The organism is Lacihabitans lacunae (genome assembly GCF_042649125.1).
In the GTDB taxonomy this organism is placed as follows: Bacteria; Bacteroidota; Bacteroidia; order Cytophagales; family Spirosomataceae; genus Leadbetterella; species Leadbetterella lacunae.
The window spans coordinates 354,333-370,389 of sequence record NZ_JBHRYQ010000001.1 but is presented as its reverse complement, the minus strand read 5'-3'; the positions used below and the strand labels follow the sequence as shown (position 1 = coordinate 370,389).

The window sequence follows — 16,057 nt, the reverse complement described above, 5'->3', positions numbered from 1 at the left end:
TTGTGTGTTATTTACTTCATTAAAACTTCCCGACTTTTGCGTATCAATAATTGATAAGCTAAAATTCAAAAAATCAACATTCATAATTCATAAATATAAAAAATGACAGAAATAGATAAAACAAAGCCCGTAATGGTAACCGGAGCAAACGGATATGTGGCGAGTTGGTTGGTAAAAAAACTTTTAGACGAAGGCCTAACCGTACATGCGGCAGTTAGAAATCCGGAGGATACAAAAAAAGTAGAACATTTGATTAAAGCAGCTGCAAATTCGAAAGGACAGCTTAAGTTTTTCAAAGGCGACTTGTTAACTCCTGGTTCATATGAAGCAGCCATGGAAGGCTGCGAGCTTGTTTTCCATACGGCGTCTCCTTATACCATAAATGTAAAAAATCCGCAAAAAGAATTGATTGACCCAGCACTTAAAGGCACAGAAAATGTATTGAACTCAGTGAATAAGGTAGGGTCAGTAAAACGTGTGGTATTGACAAGTAGTTGTGCCGCTATTTATACAGACGCCATAGAATGTGCGGATGCTCCAGGTGGAAAACTTACAGAAGCTGTTTGGAACACCACGGCGTCGTTGGAGTATCAACCTTACTATTATTCAAAAACTTTAGCCGAACGAAAAGCCTGGGAAATGGCCAAAGCACAAAGTAATTGGGACCTTGTGAGCATCAACCCTCCGGGTGTATTTGGTCCACCGCTAAATCCAAAGAACACCACTTCAGAAAGCATAAATATTCTTAAAATGCTAGGAGACGGACAAATGAAAATGGGAGCACCTAAAATGGGAATTGGGGTAGTTGATGTTCGCGATGTAGCAGAAGCACACTTTAGGGCAGGTTTTACGCCCGCATCTTCTGGCCGATACCTCACTTCGGCACATAATACCGATTTTTTAGAATTGGGCACGGTGCTTTTACCCAAATATGGTGACAAATATCCGCTTCCAAAAAAGGCATTGCCAAAGTGGTTATTGATGCTGATAGGACCAATTACCAACAAACTTTTTACGCGAAGATTTATCAAAAACAACGTCAATATTCCTTGGGTAGCTGATAATTCTAAAATCAAAAAAGAACTTAAGATGTCGTTTAGACCGCTACAAGAAACCATGGAAGATTCTTTCCAAGCCTTAATAGATGCAGGTATTTTGAATGCAAAGTAAAAAAATGGTGTTTTCAGGAAGGCTAGAAAAATGTATTTAGGCAAAAGCAGTACTATTTATTAATAAAGAATTAAGGTGAGAAAGTTAATACAGCAGTTTGGAGGAAAAATCACGAAAGAACTTCAAAATCAATATAAAGAATCGGAGAATTGGTCGGATGGTAAGTTTAAAAACTTGGAAGTAACCACCATGGATATGGGTGTAAAAGACATACCCAAGATGCTCTACAAACAGTTTACCGACAAAGCCAAAAGGCAGCCCGAAACTCCAATTCCGATTGTTCCGTTTGACAAAGAAGCTTTTCTCAAAAAAGATGGCACTTTTAAGTTCATTTGGTACGGGCATTCGGTGATTTTAATGCGAATGAACGGCAAAACCATACTGATAGACCCCATGTTAGGTCCAAATGCCTCGCCAATAGCTCCTTTTAAAACCAAACGTTTTTCTGAAAACACCCTTGATCTCATCACTGACTTTCCTGAGATAGACCTTTTGCTAATTAGTCACGACCACTACGACCACCTTGACTACGACAGCATATTACGGTTAAAAGAAAAAACCAAGCAGTTTTATGTGGCCTTAGGCGTAAAAAGACACTTGGTAAAGTGGGGCATAGAAGCAGACAAAATCAAAGAGTTTGATTGGTGGAATAATGCAAATTTTGCGGATATTGAAATCACATATACGCCCACTCGACATTTTTCAGGAAGGGGAATAACTGACCGCGAGAAGTCGCTTTGGGGTGGTTGGGTATTTAAAACAGAGACCGAAAGCATTTGGTTTAGTGGCGACGGCGGCTACGGAAAACACTTTAAAGAAATTGGCGAAAAACTCGGACCTTTTGACTTTGGATTTATGGAATGTGGCCAATACAACGAAAAATGGCACGCCATACATATGTATCCTGAGGAAAGTGTGCAAGCCGCCAAAGACGCTGGCGTTAAAAAAGTTATGCCTGTACACTGGGCGGGATTCGCCTTGGCTCAACATGCCTGGACAGAACCCGTCGATGAATTTGCAAAGTCAGCAGTTTTGAATAATTTGGAGGCTATTTACCCCCAAATAGGACAGTTAGTTGACCCAAAAATAACGCAAGCAAGCACTGAGTGGTGGAAAAAATAAAATAACCGAGATATGAGTTTTGAGGTATTGCCCATTTTAGATAAAATGCTGAATTTCTATCAGCTGCCGAAAGGCATGGATAGGTTTTCTGCCTATTTGAAAATATTGAATGGCGATAGCAAAGCTGACATGCAAGTGCCGGTTTCGTTTTATAACCCGATGGGTAAAGAGCATGTAGGCGAAAAAATACAAGAACTAATTGACTTAAACGCTGAAGCAATAGCCAAGGAAGTCATTGATGGAGTTAATCGGACCTTAGCGTCCGAAAATCTGCCCACATTTAAAATGGTGATAAACCTCGCCGATGACCTAAAAGGTGCCTGGACAAGCAAATACACCTGTGACTATGACGCCAAGTTTAAGCTTAATGCCTTTTTGGAGCGAAGGTTTTGTGTGCCTGTTTTTTGGAGTAGCGAAGTATTATCTGAAAAAATAATTCGAGATAGAATTACACAAGCCTGTTATCGAACGGTATTTCAGATTAAAAAAGGCACTCCCAAAACTTTAGAGGAACACATTGACCAAGAGGCATTTGCCTATCAAACCTCCAAAATAAATCCAAACGATACTCCCCTACTTAATATCGATTCAGTTATTTCATTTTATTCCGAAAACAAAAACTCGACTGATTATTCTTTGATTTTTAACTTTTTATATGGCGATGCCGCATCAGAAGAGCTCGGCTTTAAAACGTACGGGATTTTGCAAGCCAATGCAGGCTCTTTGTTTGCTCCCATACGATATAAATTCATGAAATAATTGATTAGCAACGCTACCACATCGCAATAGAAATCATTAATTTGCATTAGTTTTTTAAATTCAAATATGCTGTTATATGGAATTACCGATGCAGATTTTAGGAAGTACTCCCGAAACCGAAATAGTGAGTTCGCGGATTTTCAAGGTCAATGTTGAAACTTTGTTTAGAGCATTCTCCGACCCAAAACATCTCAAATCTTGGTGGGGGCCAAAAGGTTTTAGCAACACATTTCATACATTTGAGTTCAAAGAAGGCGGCACTTGGAAATTTACCATACACGGCCCTGAAAAAGGAAACTATGAAAATGAATGTGTCTTTCTAAAAATCATACCTAATGAACTTCTAGTCTGGAATCGTATATCTCAGCCTTTATTTCAAATGCACTTGACTTTCGAAAAAGTGGATAAAGCGAACACAAGATTAATTTTCAAAATGTTATTTAATACTTCAGAAGAACGAGCAAAATTAATAAGTTTTGTACCTGAAAAAAATGAAGAGAATTTTGATAAATTAGAGAACGTATTACTTCAAATACCCTAAACCTATCCAAATTTTGGACAAAAACATAATCGAAATAATTCCAGTTTTACCTAGTGAAAATATCGACCGTGACACGGCTTGGTATGTTTCTAAACTGGGTTTTGAGGTGGTTTGGAGTGATAACATGTATGCATTGATTAAAAAAGAAACGATTTCAGTTCATTTGCAATGGCATGCAAATACGTCAGAAGATCCTCTTTTAGGTGGATCGCTAATTCGGATTTTGGTAAAAGACATTTACTCAATTTACCAGGATCTGTTAAACAAAAAAAGTATTTCCTCTGATAAGCTCAGACTTAACACCCCATGGAATACCCATGAATTTGGAATTTTTGACCTAAATCAAAATGCCATTTTCTTTGTGTAAAATTTAGATTAAAATCCTACTTTTATATCAAATTGAGCAATAGAAAATAACACTTAAAAAAATAATTATGGCAAGCGTGGGCACCTACCTAAATTTCGACGGCAACACCAAAGAAGCCTTTGAGTTTTACCGAGCAGTTTTTAAATCTGAGTTTGTAAACGGTATCCAAACCTTTGGCGATTTGCCCGAAGACCCAAGCAATCCGCCTATGCCTGAAAATATCAAACACATGGTGCTGCATGTGGAATTACCGATTTTGGGCGGGCATATTTTAAGAGCCACAGATGCCCCAAAAGAAATGGGCTTTAACTGTGCGGCCGGCAATAACATGCACATCCAACTTGAGCCGGACTCAAAAGAAGAAGCCGACCGTTTGTTTAATGAACTCTCGATAGACGGAGTAGTAGAAATGCCTATGCAAGACATGTTTTTCGGTGCCTATTTCGGAAGCTTTCAAGACAAATTTGGCATCAACTGGATGATTAATTTCCCTAACAAATAAGCTATTTTCTTTTAGAAAAACTGATTTTAAATATATTGAGATGGCACATTTGGGTGTCGCCTTTTTTTATTGCTGAAAATTACTAATTTTTCAAATCTATAATTTACAAAAGAACACTCATGACATACTGCTGTCACTAGGTCGACTTTTATTTGCATCAAAAAAAAGAAAATGGAAGAACTAAAAATGGAAGAAATCTTGGTAATAGGAATTGCCGTAGAAACTAGCAACGAAAAAGGCAAAGCGGCCCTTGATATACCTAAACTGTGGGAAAGATTTTTTTCGGAAAATATTGGGCAACAAATCCCCAATAAAGTCTCTGAGGAAATCATTGCGATTTACACCCACTATGAATCAGATTTTACGGGTGCTTACACCACCATATTGGGCTGCAAAGTACATAATTTGAGTCAAATACCTGAAGGTATGGTTGGGCACAAAATAGAAAAGCAAACGTTTACAAAATTTGAGGTAAAAGGTGATTTGACACAAGGAATAGTTTATCAGCAGTGGGTAAATATCTGGGAAATGGACCTCAACAGAGCCTACACGTCAGATTTTGAAATATATAGACAGACCGCTCAAAACGCAGCAGAGGCACAGGTAGATATTTTTATAGCGATCAAATAGCACAAAAAAACCAAGTGTGCTACAAAATGTAACCACTTGGTTCTACTATTTTTCAAAAAAAACTACTGTCAAACGGGTAAAAAAAATAGCAAATAAATCTTTACATCGCCCTGCACTGTTTGAGCACTGTTAAAATTCTTTTGGGAAGTAAATTTTTATTAGAACATTGACAATAAGAATTTTAATTGTGCGAGTTTGCAGGACGGTCGGCCGCTGCCGTGCAGTTTTTTTTGCTCCGTTTTTTTTTGAAGGGTCCGGCCTACCGGAAAAATGGAGGCCCCGCTGGCAGGCGACCCAGTAAATGAAAGGGGGGTGTTTTTCAAAATGATTAAAAAAATGGCTTCATTGGTAGGTTTAAGCTATGTTTTCTTTAAAATTAAAAATTAGTCGTTTGACAGTAAAAAAACTAAAATTTCAATATTTCAAATGCTCAGGCAATGGAATATTCACACTGCTTTCGTCTGGAACAGGAGTCAATCTATTGCTCGGTATTGGAATCAAACCTGACCAAATTGGCAAATTTTGCTCGTCATCTTCGTTATTGGGCATACCCGATCTAATTTTAACAGAAGCCTCCGAAATATCAAATACCAAAAGCATGGTTTTGTTTACTTCCGAATCACGCATGGGCCTCAGGTAATGCCAGCTACCGGGTACAATTTTCTCTGTTAACTCCCTAAAAAAGTTTGCTTTACTTTCAAATTCTTCGATTTTTTCGGCATTGGAAAAAATAATGGCCGACCTGAAATTTACCGAATGATGAAATGCGGATTTGGCCACCACTAAATCGTCCGTAAGCATGATGCTGATACAAACAGGAATACCTTTTTCTATTTCTCTCAAAAAATGACTCCCTACCGAACCGTGTATATAAAGTTTGTTTTCTTTACGCACAAATGCCGTAGGAATAGAAAACGGCTGGCCTCCGTGACTATAACTGATGGTGCAAAAAAGTGCTTCGTCTAAAATTGGATACAAGGTGGCTTCGTCGTAATGCATTCTTTGATTGGCGTATCTGCTGGGAGTGGTTCTTTCTGTTTTCATAAATTTTCTGATTTCAAATGTTATATTTTCTGAAACAAAAGTATACCTTTGGCGGATCATTAAAATAGTCCAGTTTTGACAAATCGAATAGACCACTTTGCATGAATCCGATAATTTCACTTCTAAAAATTGAGCCAACTGAGACCATTCAGACGCAGTTGATAAACCAGTTTCAGCAGTTGATCAGAACCGGAATTCTCAGTAGCGGACAAAAGCTCCCAAGTAGTAGGTTTCTGGCAGATGAACTAAAAATTCACAGGCAAACAGTAGTAAAAGTTTACGAAGACTTGGTACTCCAAGGTTGGCTTTCTTCGGTTGCTGGCAAAGGAACTTTTATATCTGACACCTTGCCTGAAATAAACCCCCAGGCCTTCTCAAAACAGCCCAAACAACGCATAAAAGCAGGTTTTGAGTTTTCACCCAAACCATTTATTGTACGCCCAGTAGTCAAATCAAGTTCGGCTTTACACTTAGACGATGGCTTTCCAGACCCGCGTTTGGCACCACTAACTGAACTGAGCCGAGCATACAAAACCAATATTTCGAAAGGAAATCTCTACCAAAAACTTGGCTACGGAGACACCAAAGGTGTGTTGGCACTTCGGTCTGAACTTGCCCTATATCTAAACAAAACCCGAGGACTAAACATCGGAGCTGAAAACATTCTGATAGTGCGAGGCACCGTGATGGGTTTTTACTTATCTAACTTGGCTTTTGTTAACCCAAATGACAATGTGGCCGTGGGGCAAATGAGTTGGCAAAGTGGTAAAATTGGTTTTCAGCAAGCGGGAGCCAATTTAATAGAAATACCTACCGACGAAGGTGGAATGTGCATAGACGCACTGGAAGAAGTGTGCAAAAAAATGCCCTTACGAATGGTCTATGTAACACCGCACCACGACTACCCCACCACGGTAATAATGAAAGCCGATAGAAGGCTTAAACTATTAGATTTAGCCAAAAAATACAGATTCATAATTTTTGAAGACGACTACGACTACGATTTCCACTACCAAAGCAAGCCGCTACTGCCACTTGCCAGTGCTGACTCTGAAGGGCTCGTGCTTTACTCAGGTTCGTTTACAAAAAGCATTTCGCCCGCCTTTAGGGTTGGGTATTTGGTGGGACCCACGGAGGCCATAGACCACTTGGCGTTTCACAGAAGAATAATAGACCGCCAAGGTGACAACATGCTAGAAATGGCCGTAGCCGATATTTTAAAAGACGGAACTTTAGAAAGATTTCTCAGAAAATCGCTGAAAACCTACCGCGAAAGAAGAGGTGTTTTTAGTGAACTGTTAGACACACATTTATCCGATTTTGTTAAATACGATTTGCCCGAAGGCGGTATGTCTATTTGGACAAAATTTGACAGAAAGATTGACCTAGTAGCCACTGCCCTATTGGCCTTCAAAAACGGCCTATATATATCAGATGGAAGTCAGTTTGATTCTCCGCAACTACAACCAAATGCTACACGCCTTGGCTTTGCCTCGTCAAATGAAAGTCAACTTGAGCAGTCGGTAGAAATTCTAAAACGCTCATTGGTTTTCAAAAAATGAAGGCTCTTTATTTTTTCAAAAACTAATTAAAAAAAAGGAAATTTGGCTACTGAGCTAACATTAAATTTACCAAAACTTAATATTCTGATAGCATACAAATCGGCCTAAAAAGATATATAGAGTGTAGATTTGCGTTATTTTATTTAAATTTATAAAATGCCTTTAGGTAAAATTACGGCTAAAGATTTTCCAAAAAAATTTGTGTGGGGAGTAGCCACATCTGCTTATCAAACAGAAGGTGCATTTGACAAACACGGCAAAAAAAACTCGATTTGGGATACCTTCACAAACGACAAGAAATTTACAAAAGGAAACGGAAACATCGCCACAGACTTTTACACTAAATACGAAGAAGACATTTTAAAAATCAAAGCATTAAATCTTGGTGCGTTTCGCTTCTCGCTCTCGTGGTCGCGGATATTTCCGGATGGTATAGGCGAACCAAACAAAAAAGGTGTAAAATTCTACCACAAAGTGATAGATTGTTGCCTCAAAAACGAGATAGAGCCGTGGGTAACTTTATATCACTGGGACCTGCCCCAAGTACTGGAAAACGAAGGTGGCTGGACAAACCGCGAGGTTCTAAACTGGTTCACGTACTTTGCTGAGTTTTGCACCAAAGAATATGGCACCAAAGTAAAAAAATGGATGGTGCTTAACGAACCCATGAGTTTTGTAGGTTTGGGATATTTCATGGGCATACACGCCCCAGGCCGTAGGGGTTTGGGCAATTTCCTGCCTGCGGCACATCACGCTACTTTATGCCAATCCATCGGTGGCAGAATAATACGCAAAAACGTAGAAGAGGCTTCTGTGGGAACCACTTTTTCGTGTTCAGTAGTGAAACCAAAGAACTTTTTCAGAAGGCATGTAGGAGCCGCCAAAAGGCTAGATGCACTTTTAAATCGCTTTTTTATTGAGCCGGCCTTGGGTTTGGGCTACCCCACAGATGAGATTCCGGGGCTAAAAAAAATTGAGAAATACTTTGAGCTCGGCGACCAAGACCTTATGAAATTTGACTTTGACTTTATTGGTATTCAGTATTATTTCAGAATAGTGGCCCAGTACAGCCTTTTCCCACCTCTGCTATTTGCAAACCAGATTGCCGCCGAAAAAAGAAACGCCAAAATAAATAACATGGGCATGGAGATTTATCCGAAAGGCCTTATGAAAATGTTAGAAAAATACAGTGCTTACGAAAACGTAAAACAGATTTATATTACAGAGTCAGGTCAATGTTTTGACGAAGAAATTTTAAATGGAGAAATAGACGACCAAAACAGAATTAAGTATTTTCAAAAGACCTTTAAAATTTGTAAAAAAGCGATAAAAAAAGGCATAAAACTCAAAGGCTATTTCATCTGGACTTTGGTGGATAATTTTGAATGGGCCGATGGCATAAAACCTCGCTTCGGAATTATCTACAATGATTTTATTTCTCAAAAAAGAACACTAAAGAAATCTGCTTATTGGCTAAAATCATTTCTTAAAAAGTAAGTGTTTTTTTTGTAAATTTGAAATACCTATTCAAATTTCAAACACTTTAAAGACATAGCCAAATGAAAGTAACCCTCCTGATTTTAAGCTTTTTCTTTTTTATTTCTTGTAAACCAAAAACCGAAACTGAGAAAGAAAGCCCACTTAGTACCTACTTTTCTTATGGAGAAGAAGTGGAAGCAGGCGGTGTAAAAATGATACCCATAACCACGCCTGTGGGAGACTTTAAAGTTTGGACCAAACGCTTTGGCAGTAACCCCAAAATCAAAATCCTGCTCCTTCATGGCGGGCCAGCTATGACCCACGAATACATGGAGTGCTTTGAGACGTTTTTCCAAAAAGAAGCATTTGAGTTTTATGAATACGACCAGTTGGGTTCGTACTACAGCGACCAACCCACTGACCTAAGCCTTTGGACAACCGAAAGGTTTGTGGAAGAAGTAGAACAAGTCAGAAAAGCCATAAACGCCGATAGCACAAATTTTTATGTATTGGGTAACTCCTGGGGCGGAATATTGGCCATGGAATATGCACTAAAGTATCAAAAGAATTTAAAGGGAATGATAGTGGCCAACATGGTAGCAAGTGCTCCTGAGTATGGCAAATACGCCGAAGAGGTACTAGGCAAGCAAATGAAACCCGAGGTACTCACCGAAGTTAAAGCTTTGGAAGCCAAAAAAGACTTTGCTAATCCGAGATACATGGAACTGCTGATCCCTAATTTTTATCAAGAGCATTTGTGTAGACTTAAAGAATGGCCGGATGGCTTTAATAGAGCAATGAAACACGTAAACGGTGAAATTTACACCCTTATGCAAGGACCGAGCGAGTTTGGTATAAGTGGTAGACTTGCCAATTGGGACATAAAAAACCGACTGAAAGAAATAACAACACCTACGTTAATGATAGGTGCAAAACACGACACCATGGACCCCAAAGCCATGGAAGAACAGAGCAAAATGGTGCAAAATGGTTCTTATCTCTATTGTCCCAACGGTAGCCACCTCGCTATGTGGGACGACCAAAAGGTATTTATGGATGGGGTAATAAAATTCATAAAAGAGGTAGACGCGGGCATGAAATAACTTGAAGTTTTTATTGCTATTAAGCTGCCTACCCATTCTTATATTATGGCGTTTGTTTATACCCGCAGTCTATACATGTCAGCTGATAGTATGAGTAAAATCATATAAAAACACGCCCAAAAGTGCTTGCTTTACATACACGGCTAGGGCAAAGCCTACTTTGTTGTTTTGGAATCAAAAAACCTCGAAATCGTATTATAAAAAATACTTTATCACAATCATTTATGAGAAACTTCATTTTCATTATAAGTTCGGTACTCTTTTTGGCATGTAAGTCTGACAACGAAAAAACCAAACCTAGCTTAAACGATATCACGGAGTCGGTCTATGCCTCCGTTTCGGTGGGACCCGAGGAGTCGTATTTTCCGTATACAACCATGCCGGGCGTAATAGAGAAAATAGCAGTAGAAGAAGGAGACACCGTAACAAAAGGGCAAGTATTATTTAAAGTAACGACCTCATTAGTAGACAATAGAATAATAGACGCACAGTTAGATTTGGCCCAAACCAAGGCAAACCTAAACGGAGAAGAAAGTCTTTTAAAAAACATACAACTTGATATTCAAACTCAGAAACAAAAGCTGCAACTCGACTCTATTAACTTTAGAAGACAAGAGAATCTCTGGAAACAAAACATTGGTTCAGCCTTAGATTTTGACAAAGCAAAAATCACCTATAAAACTTCACAAAACACGTTAAAGTCGCTTCAGGAAAAATATGCACAGACTTCTGTAAATCTCAGAAATTCGTACCAAAAGGCTGCGAACCGAGTAAGTTCAGAACGAACTTCTTTGAAAGAATACACGGTTAAATCTGAAATTTCGGGAAGGGTTTATAATTTATTTAAAGAAGTGGGCGAGCTCATAAATCAACAAGAGCCATTTGCAGAGATAGGAAGTGTGAGCACTTTTAAAATCAAAATGGATATTGATGAAATAGACATTACCAAAATAAATGTAGGCGACATAGTCGCCATATCGCTAGATGCATATCCGAAACAGGTATTTGAAGCAAAAATCACGAAGATATTCCCTAAAAAAGACGAGGCCACGCAGACTTTTAAAGTGGAAAGTCATTTTGTAGAAAACCCACCAAAACTTTATAACGGACTTTCGGGAGAGGCTAATATTATTATTTCAAAGCGGAAAGGTGTGCTCACTATTCCAACAGATTATTTGCTTCCAGGAAATAAAGTAATGACCGAAGACGGCGAAAAAGAAGTGGTTCCTGGACTTAAAAACATGGAGTTTGTTGAGATTATCTCAGGAATAGATTCTACCACCACTTTGATAAAACAGAAAAAATAATGAGCGACTTAAAACTAATTTTAGACATATCAAAAACACATTTAATTTCGAAGAAAAAGCAGACCGCTGTGGCAGCTTTGGGCGTGACTTTCGGTATCGGCACGTTTATTATTTTGATGAGTTTCATGACGGGGCTAAACGACCTCCTGGACGGCCTTGTACTTAACCGAACACCTCATATTCAGCTTTTTAACAAAATAGAACCTTCCGAAACCCAACCCATAGATAAGCTAAGCAAAATAGATGGAAATCTAAATTATATTCATTCTATAAAACCCAAATTAAAACTTGAACGGATTCACAATGCTTTGCCCCTTTTGGCCGAACTAAGAAACAACAAAAAAGTAAACGGAGCAAGTTTACAAACTACCTGCAAAGTGTTTTATTTGGCGGGCTCTAACAAACTGGGCGGTGTAATAAACGGCATTGAGGTAGCCGAAGAAGCAAGACTTTTTAACTTTAAAGACTATATAGTTGAGGGCGACATAAACAGCCTTTTGAAAAGAAAAAACGCGATACTGTTAGGATCAGGCATTGCAAAAAAACTTTCGCTTACTATTGGTGATAAAATCCAAGTGATGAACACAAGTGGTTCTACATATTCCCTAATTATATCGGGTATCTATCAGAGTGGATTAGCGGAGGTAGACGACATTCAGAGCTATGTAAACCTCGACATGGCACAGCAAATATTAGGTATGGGAAGCAATTATATCACCCGAATACATGTGAAACTTTTTGACATGAATCAGGCGGTACCCATGTCTAAAACTATAGAGAGTTTGTATGAAGTAAATGCCTTGGATATTAAAACTGCCAATGCTCAGTTTGACACGGGATCAAGCATCCGAAACCTGATTTCTTATGCAGTTTCTATTACGCTTTTGATAGTAGCGGGTTTTGGTATTTATAATATTTTGAACATGTTTATTTATGAAAAAATGAATGACATCGCCATATTAAAAGCGACCGGATTTACGGGTGCCGATGTCAAATGGATATTTATAACCCAAGCCCTCATCATTGGCCTTTTAGGAGGCAGTTTAGGTATCGCCATTGGCTACGGCGGCTCGGCTTTTATAGACAACGTACCGTTTGTAACCGAAGCACTGCCAACCATCAAAACCTATCCGATAAATTACAACCCCATGTTTTATTTCGCGGGAATTGGCTTTGCCTTAATATCCACGTTTTTAGCGGGTTACCTGCCTGCTCGTAAAGCCGAAAAAATAGATCCTGTAGAAATAATCAGAGGACAATAAACCCTAGCATGACACCAATATTAGAAACCAAAAATATCAATAAGTACTTTATAGAGCCTGTCAAATTTCAGGTTTTAAAAGACATCACATTTCAGCTACAGGCCAAAGAGTTTGTGTCTATTATGGGTAAGTCGGGTTGTGGAAAATCTACGCTGCTCTATATACTTTCTACTATGGACACCAGTTATGAGGGGGAGCTTTTTTTGGATGGTCAAAAAATGACGAACCTCCACCGCGACGAACTAGCCCGTATCAGAAGCGAAAAGATTGGCTTTGTGTTTCAGTTTCATTACTTATTGCCGGAGTTTACCGTTCTAAAAAACGTGATGCTTCCTGCCCTCAAACTAGGCAAAGAGAGTGAGTCGGTAATCAAAAAAAATGCGATGGAAAAGCTCGACATGCTCGGCATCGTAAATGAAGCTCACAAAAAAGCATCGAAGATTTCGGGAGGGCAAAAGCAGCGGGCATCCATAGCCCGAGCACTTATAAATAACCCCAAAATTATTATGGGCGATGAGCCTACCGGAAATTTGGACAGTAAAAACGCCGAAAATGTATTTAATATATTTAAACAACTCAGCCACGAACAAAACCTATCGCTACTCATAGTTACGCACGACGAAGACTTCGCACGAAAAACGGACCGAATAATAGAAATGGAAGACGGCATGATTTTGTGAAAAACTAACCCAAATCCACTATTAAGATTAACCATTTGATAAAACCCTACTAACATTAGTAGTACCACCGCTCAATAAGCAAAACTAGCTTTGTACCAAATCAAAACAAAGCTATGAGAGTTTCATTTATATTGTTATTCGTGTTCATTGGTGTTTACATCACAAAAGCACAAACCGTAGAATTACGTACGGATTCAACAATCATCAATTCTAAACTTCGGATAAAAAACCACAACGAAGCCTCTGGAAAAGTACTAACTTCAGATGCCAAAGGAAATGCCAGTTGGCAGTCCATACCTTTAAGCTCAGCATTTTGGCAAATAGGCAGCACCTCCACAGAAATAATCCCTAGCTCGCCAATAGTAAAAGTAAAAATTCCGGGAAGTTTACAGATTCCTACGGGTGCCGCAGCCGGCCGATACCTCCGCTCCTCTGATGCAAACGGAAACGCCGTTTGGGCCACATTCCCTAGTTTTAGTTTGAGTCTTCCATATTATGGCGGAATTTCGAGTTCAGATAATGCATTTACATTAGAAAACAGTGACTTAAGTGGATTTGAGTTTAATTCAATCGGAAACATTAGACTTCAAAATATAAACGAAAAACCAGGTTATATTTTATTTTCTACAGACGAAACCGGCAATGCCAAATGGGCAGATGGCAACTGTATAAGCAAATGTAGCTTTTCCCTTACAAGAACTCTAAAAGCAGATATTTCTGGCAGCACAGTCCAATTTTTACCATTCGTCACGAAAGTATTTGATATCTGTGATGCCACTGTTTTTGTGGATATTCAAGGCGATAACGACTTCCATTATTTTAGAGCTCCAGTAGATGGTATTTACCAATTTGATTTTGTAGGTGGTTTTTTATCGGCAAATAACTTCACCTTTGGTATTTACACGGTAGGTGTCGGCAATACGCCAAGTGTACCCCTATTTCTGTCTTTTAGACAAGGGAGTAACATAGAAAATTCTCATACCTACACTGCTATAATAAAACTGAATGCTGGAGATAAAATAGCACCGACTTTTTAAGGAATTCTGCATCGGGTTCTGTTGCATTTAATAATTCGGGAATCTCTGAGAGCGTCCGATTTTCGGGTCATATAATAGAGGCTATAAATTGCTTTGATAAAAAACAATAACATGAAAACACAGAGAAAGAAAATAATAGAGACGACAGACAAAAGACTTTCGCCTTTTAGCCAAATCCATGTAGGTAGCAGAACCTACTTGAGCTCGTCCGAAATAGTGATGATATCGGCGGAGACGAGCTATTCTTATATTCATTTAAATGATGGCAAAAGGATTATAGTAAGCACTAATATTCAAAAATTACAAGAGCGACTTTTGGGTGTAAGAAACATGGTCAGGGTGCACAGGTCCCATATCATAAACACCCGATACCTCAAGTCTATAGACGGCACAAAAGCTTATTTAACACATGATAATCAGTGTGTTATTTCTAGAAGAAAAAGAATCGATTTAATTAATGCTATTCAAATAATAAAATAAAAATCATGAAAAAACTTTTTTTTACACTTATCGCATTTGGGTTTTATGCAAATGCTTTTGCCACTATTCGTCGGGTTAATAATAATCCTGGAATTGTAACTGTTAACAATTTGGTCTATACCTCACTGGATGTTGCAATAAATGATGCTTCTAATGGCGATACTTTATATGTTGAACCTTCCACCACAAGCTACCCATTGACTGGGCCACTTGTCAAAAGGATTGTTTTTATAGGTGATGGATATCAAAAAGGTACAAATGCCAATCTAATTAGTCCCTTGTCTTTTAGTTTGAATGAATCCATCATTTCAGGTAGTTTTTCTATAAATTCCGGAGCTTCAAATTCTGTTTTTTTAAGTTTACGATTTAATGGTGACATTACTGTAAATACTCCAAATGTATTATTCAAAAGATGTTTTTTTACTCCCTTAGGTAGCAGCGGAAATTTAGTATTAAATTCATCATCAAATATTGTAGAACAGTGCTTTTTTAGTTTAAACGGTGGAGGACATGGAGATATTAATGGAAATGGGAGTAGCAATATATTCAAAAATTGTATTATTCAAGATATAATGTTTAATCAAATTAATCCATTGGTTGACCAATGTTTTCTGGGAGGAGTGCAAAGTATTGTGAATGGTACTTTTACCAACAGTATTGTGGGAACTAATAATTATAATGTGGGTACTAATTCAACATTTAGTTTTAGTATAAAGATAGCTGGTGTTTTCGGCACACCAGGTTCAAATAACATTGAGAACGCTGTTCTAGCTAATATTTTTGAATCATCAAGCCCTCTACTTGATAAAGACTATCGATTAAAAGTTGGCTCCCCTGCCATAGGAACTGGTAACACAGGGCAAAATATTGGCCCTTTTGGAGGAACTGACCCGTATAGATTGTCTGGTCAAGCTGGTATTCCTGTTATTAAAAACTTTTTTTTAAGTACCATAGGTTCAACTACCTCTGGGCTTTCAGGAAGTATAACTATTCAGTCAAATAACTAAATAGC

Annotated in this window: 17 protein-coding genes; 16 read left to right on the top strand and 1 reads right to left on the bottom strand. The window is 38.4% G+C overall.

All coding sequences use genetic code 11. The features are described 5' to 3' along the window. The first annotated feature begins 102 nt into the window (after positions 1–102). From ACFOOI_RS01410 to ACFOOI_RS01380, 7 genes are all read left to right on the top strand, one after another. The gene (locus ACFOOI_RS01410) at positions 103–1,170 is read left to right on the top strand and encodes an NAD-dependent epimerase/dehydratase family protein (protein ID WP_379834155.1); all 1,068 of its coding nucleotides are present in this window, start codon (positions 103–105) and stop codon (positions 1,168–1,170) included. A 75-nt stretch (positions 1,171–1,245) separates the two neighbouring features. Beyond that, positions 1,246–2,292 (top strand): MBL fold metallo-hydrolase, encoded by a 1,047-nt coding sequence (locus ACFOOI_RS01405; protein ID WP_379834152.1) that lies wholly within the window; start codon positions 1,246–1,248, stop codon positions 2,290–2,292. 12 nt (positions 2,293–2,304) lie between these two features. Continuing rightward, entirely contained in the window at positions 2,305–3,051 is a 747-nt protein-coding gene (locus tag ACFOOI_RS01400; protein WP_379834149.1) for a hypothetical protein, read from the top strand. 76 nt (positions 3,052–3,127) lie between these two features. Further along, positions 3,128–3,592, top strand: a complete 465-nt coding sequence (locus ACFOOI_RS01395; protein ID WP_379834146.1) for an SRPBCC domain-containing protein — start codon at positions 3,128–3,130, stop codon at positions 3,590–3,592. A 13-nt stretch (positions 3,593–3,605) separates the two neighbouring features. Continuing rightward, positions 3,606–3,959: a glyoxalase/bleomycin resistance/extradiol dioxygenase family protein gene (locus ACFOOI_RS01390; RefSeq protein WP_379834144.1), complete on the top strand. Its 354-nt coding sequence runs from the start codon at positions 3,606–3,608 to the stop codon at positions 3,957–3,959. Positions 3,960–4,026: 67 nt separating this feature from the next. After that, positions 4,027–4,461 (top strand): VOC family protein, encoded by a 435-nt coding sequence (locus tag ACFOOI_RS01385; RefSeq protein ID WP_379834141.1) that lies wholly within the window; start codon positions 4,027–4,029, stop codon positions 4,459–4,461. A 171-nt stretch (positions 4,462–4,632) separates the two neighbouring features. After that, positions 4,633–5,091, top strand: a complete 459-nt coding sequence (locus ACFOOI_RS01380; RefSeq protein ID WP_379834139.1) for a GyrI-like domain-containing protein — start codon at positions 4,633–4,635, stop codon at positions 5,089–5,091. Between the two features lie 414 nt (positions 5,092–5,505). Here ACFOOI_RS01380 and ACFOOI_RS01375 read toward each other — a convergent pair whose 3' ends face one another. Next, positions 5,506–6,135: a pyridoxamine 5'-phosphate oxidase family protein gene (locus ACFOOI_RS01375; protein ID WP_379834137.1), complete on the bottom strand. Its 630-nt coding sequence runs from the start codon at positions 6,133–6,135 to the stop codon at positions 5,506–5,508. Positions 6,136–6,236: 101 nt separating this feature from the next. On the opposite strand from ACFOOI_RS01375, the gene ACFOOI_RS01370 reads away from it, so the two are divergent. The 9 genes from ACFOOI_RS01370 (at position 6,237) to ACFOOI_RS01330 (ending at position 16,052) form a co-directional block, all read left to right on the top strand. After that, the gene (locus ACFOOI_RS01370; RefSeq protein ID WP_379834134.1) at positions 6,237–7,697 is read left to right on the top strand and encodes an aminotransferase-like domain-containing protein; all 1,461 of its coding nucleotides are present in this window, start codon (positions 6,237–6,239) and stop codon (positions 7,695–7,697) included. A gap of 156 nt (positions 7,698–7,853) precedes the next feature. Next, positions 7,854–9,194 carry a GH1 family beta-glucosidase gene (locus ACFOOI_RS01365; protein WP_379834132.1) on the top strand — a complete coding sequence of 447 codons (1,341 nt, stop codon included), beginning with the start codon at positions 7,854–7,856 and terminating at the stop codon, positions 9,192–9,194. Positions 9,195–9,256: 62 nt separating this feature from the next. Continuing rightward, entirely contained in the window at positions 9,257–10,279 is a 1,023-nt protein-coding gene (locus tag ACFOOI_RS01360) for a proline iminopeptidase-family hydrolase (RefSeq protein WP_379834130.1), read from the top strand. 224 nt (positions 10,280–10,503) lie between these two features. After that, a complete protein-coding gene (locus ACFOOI_RS01355) occupies positions 10,504–11,586 on the top strand; it encodes an efflux RND transporter periplasmic adaptor subunit (protein WP_379834128.1) in 1,083 nt (360 codons plus the stop codon). Continuing rightward, entirely contained in the window at positions 11,586–12,848 is a 1,263-nt protein-coding gene (locus tag ACFOOI_RS01350) for an ABC transporter permease (protein WP_379834125.1), read from the top strand. Before ACFOOI_RS01355 ends, ACFOOI_RS01350 begins: the two co-directional genes overlap by 1 nt. Positions 12,849–12,856: 8 nt before the next feature. Then, entirely contained in the window at positions 12,857–13,528 is a 672-nt protein-coding gene (locus ACFOOI_RS01345) for an ABC transporter ATP-binding protein (protein ID WP_379834122.1), read from the top strand. Positions 13,529–13,641: 113 nt separating this feature from the next. Further along, positions 13,642–14,565 (top strand): hypothetical protein, encoded by a 924-nt coding sequence (locus ACFOOI_RS01340; RefSeq protein ID WP_379834120.1) that lies wholly within the window; start codon positions 13,642–13,644, stop codon positions 14,563–14,565. Between the two features lie 111 nt (positions 14,566–14,676). Continuing rightward, entirely contained in the window at positions 14,677–15,045 is a 369-nt protein-coding gene (locus tag ACFOOI_RS01335; RefSeq protein ID WP_379834118.1) for a LytTR family transcriptional regulator DNA-binding domain-containing protein, read from the top strand. 5 nt (positions 15,046–15,050) lie between these two features. Then, positions 15,051–16,052: a hypothetical protein gene (locus ACFOOI_RS01330; protein ID WP_379834117.1), complete on the top strand. Its 1,002-nt coding sequence runs from the start codon at positions 15,051–15,053 to the stop codon at positions 16,050–16,052. The last annotated feature ends 5 nt before the right edge of the window (positions 16,053–16,057 follow it).

Excerpts from the sequence above, each read along its gene's own strand:
- ACFOOI_RS01375 (WP_379834137.1), bottom strand. The coding sequence starts at position 6,135 with ATGAAAACAGAAAGAACCACTCCCAGCAGATACGCCAATCAAAGAATG.
- ACFOOI_RS01355 (WP_379834128.1), top strand. The coding sequence starts at position 10,504 with ATGAGAAACTTCATTTTCATTATAAGTTCGGTACTCTTTTTGGCATGT.
- ACFOOI_RS01370 (WP_379834134.1), top strand. The coding sequence starts at position 6,237 with ATGAATCCGATAATTTCACTTCTAAAAATTGAGCCAACTGAGACCATT.
- ACFOOI_RS01335 (WP_379834118.1), top strand. The coding sequence starts at position 14,677 with ATGAAAACACAGAGAAAGAAAATAATAGAGACGACAGACAAAAGACTT.
- ACFOOI_RS01380 (WP_379834139.1), top strand. The coding sequence starts at position 4,633 with ATGGAAGAACTAAAAATGGAAGAAATCTTGGTAATAGGAATTGCCGTA.
- ACFOOI_RS01385 (WP_379834141.1), top strand. The coding sequence starts at position 4,027 with ATGGCAAGCGTGGGCACCTACCTAAATTTCGACGGCAACACCAAAGAA.
- ACFOOI_RS01400 (WP_379834149.1), top strand. The coding sequence starts at position 2,305 with ATGAGTTTTGAGGTATTGCCCATTTTAGATAAAATGCTGAATTTCTAT.
- ACFOOI_RS01410 (WP_379834155.1), top strand. The coding sequence starts at position 103 with ATGACAGAAATAGATAAAACAAAGCCCGTAATGGTAACCGGAGCAAAC.
- ACFOOI_RS01330 (WP_379834117.1), top strand. The coding sequence starts at position 15,051 with ATGAAAAAACTTTTTTTTACACTTATCGCATTTGGGTTTTATGCAAAT.
- ACFOOI_RS01350 (WP_379834125.1), top strand. The coding sequence starts at position 11,586 with ATGAGCGACTTAAAACTAATTTTAGACATATCAAAAACACATTTAATT.
- ACFOOI_RS01340 (WP_379834120.1), top strand. The coding sequence starts at position 13,642 with ATGAGAGTTTCATTTATATTGTTATTCGTGTTCATTGGTGTTTACATC.
- ACFOOI_RS01360 (WP_379834130.1), top strand. The coding sequence starts at position 9,257 with ATGAAAGTAACCCTCCTGATTTTAAGCTTTTTCTTTTTTATTTCTTGT.
- ACFOOI_RS01395 (WP_379834146.1), top strand. The coding sequence starts at position 3,128 with ATGGAATTACCGATGCAGATTTTAGGAAGTACTCCCGAAACCGAAATA.
- ACFOOI_RS01345 (WP_379834122.1), top strand. The coding sequence starts at position 12,857 with ATGACACCAATATTAGAAACCAAAAATATCAATAAGTACTTTATAGAG.
- ACFOOI_RS01365 (WP_379834132.1), top strand. The coding sequence starts at position 7,854 with ATGCCTTTAGGTAAAATTACGGCTAAAGATTTTCCAAAAAAATTTGTG.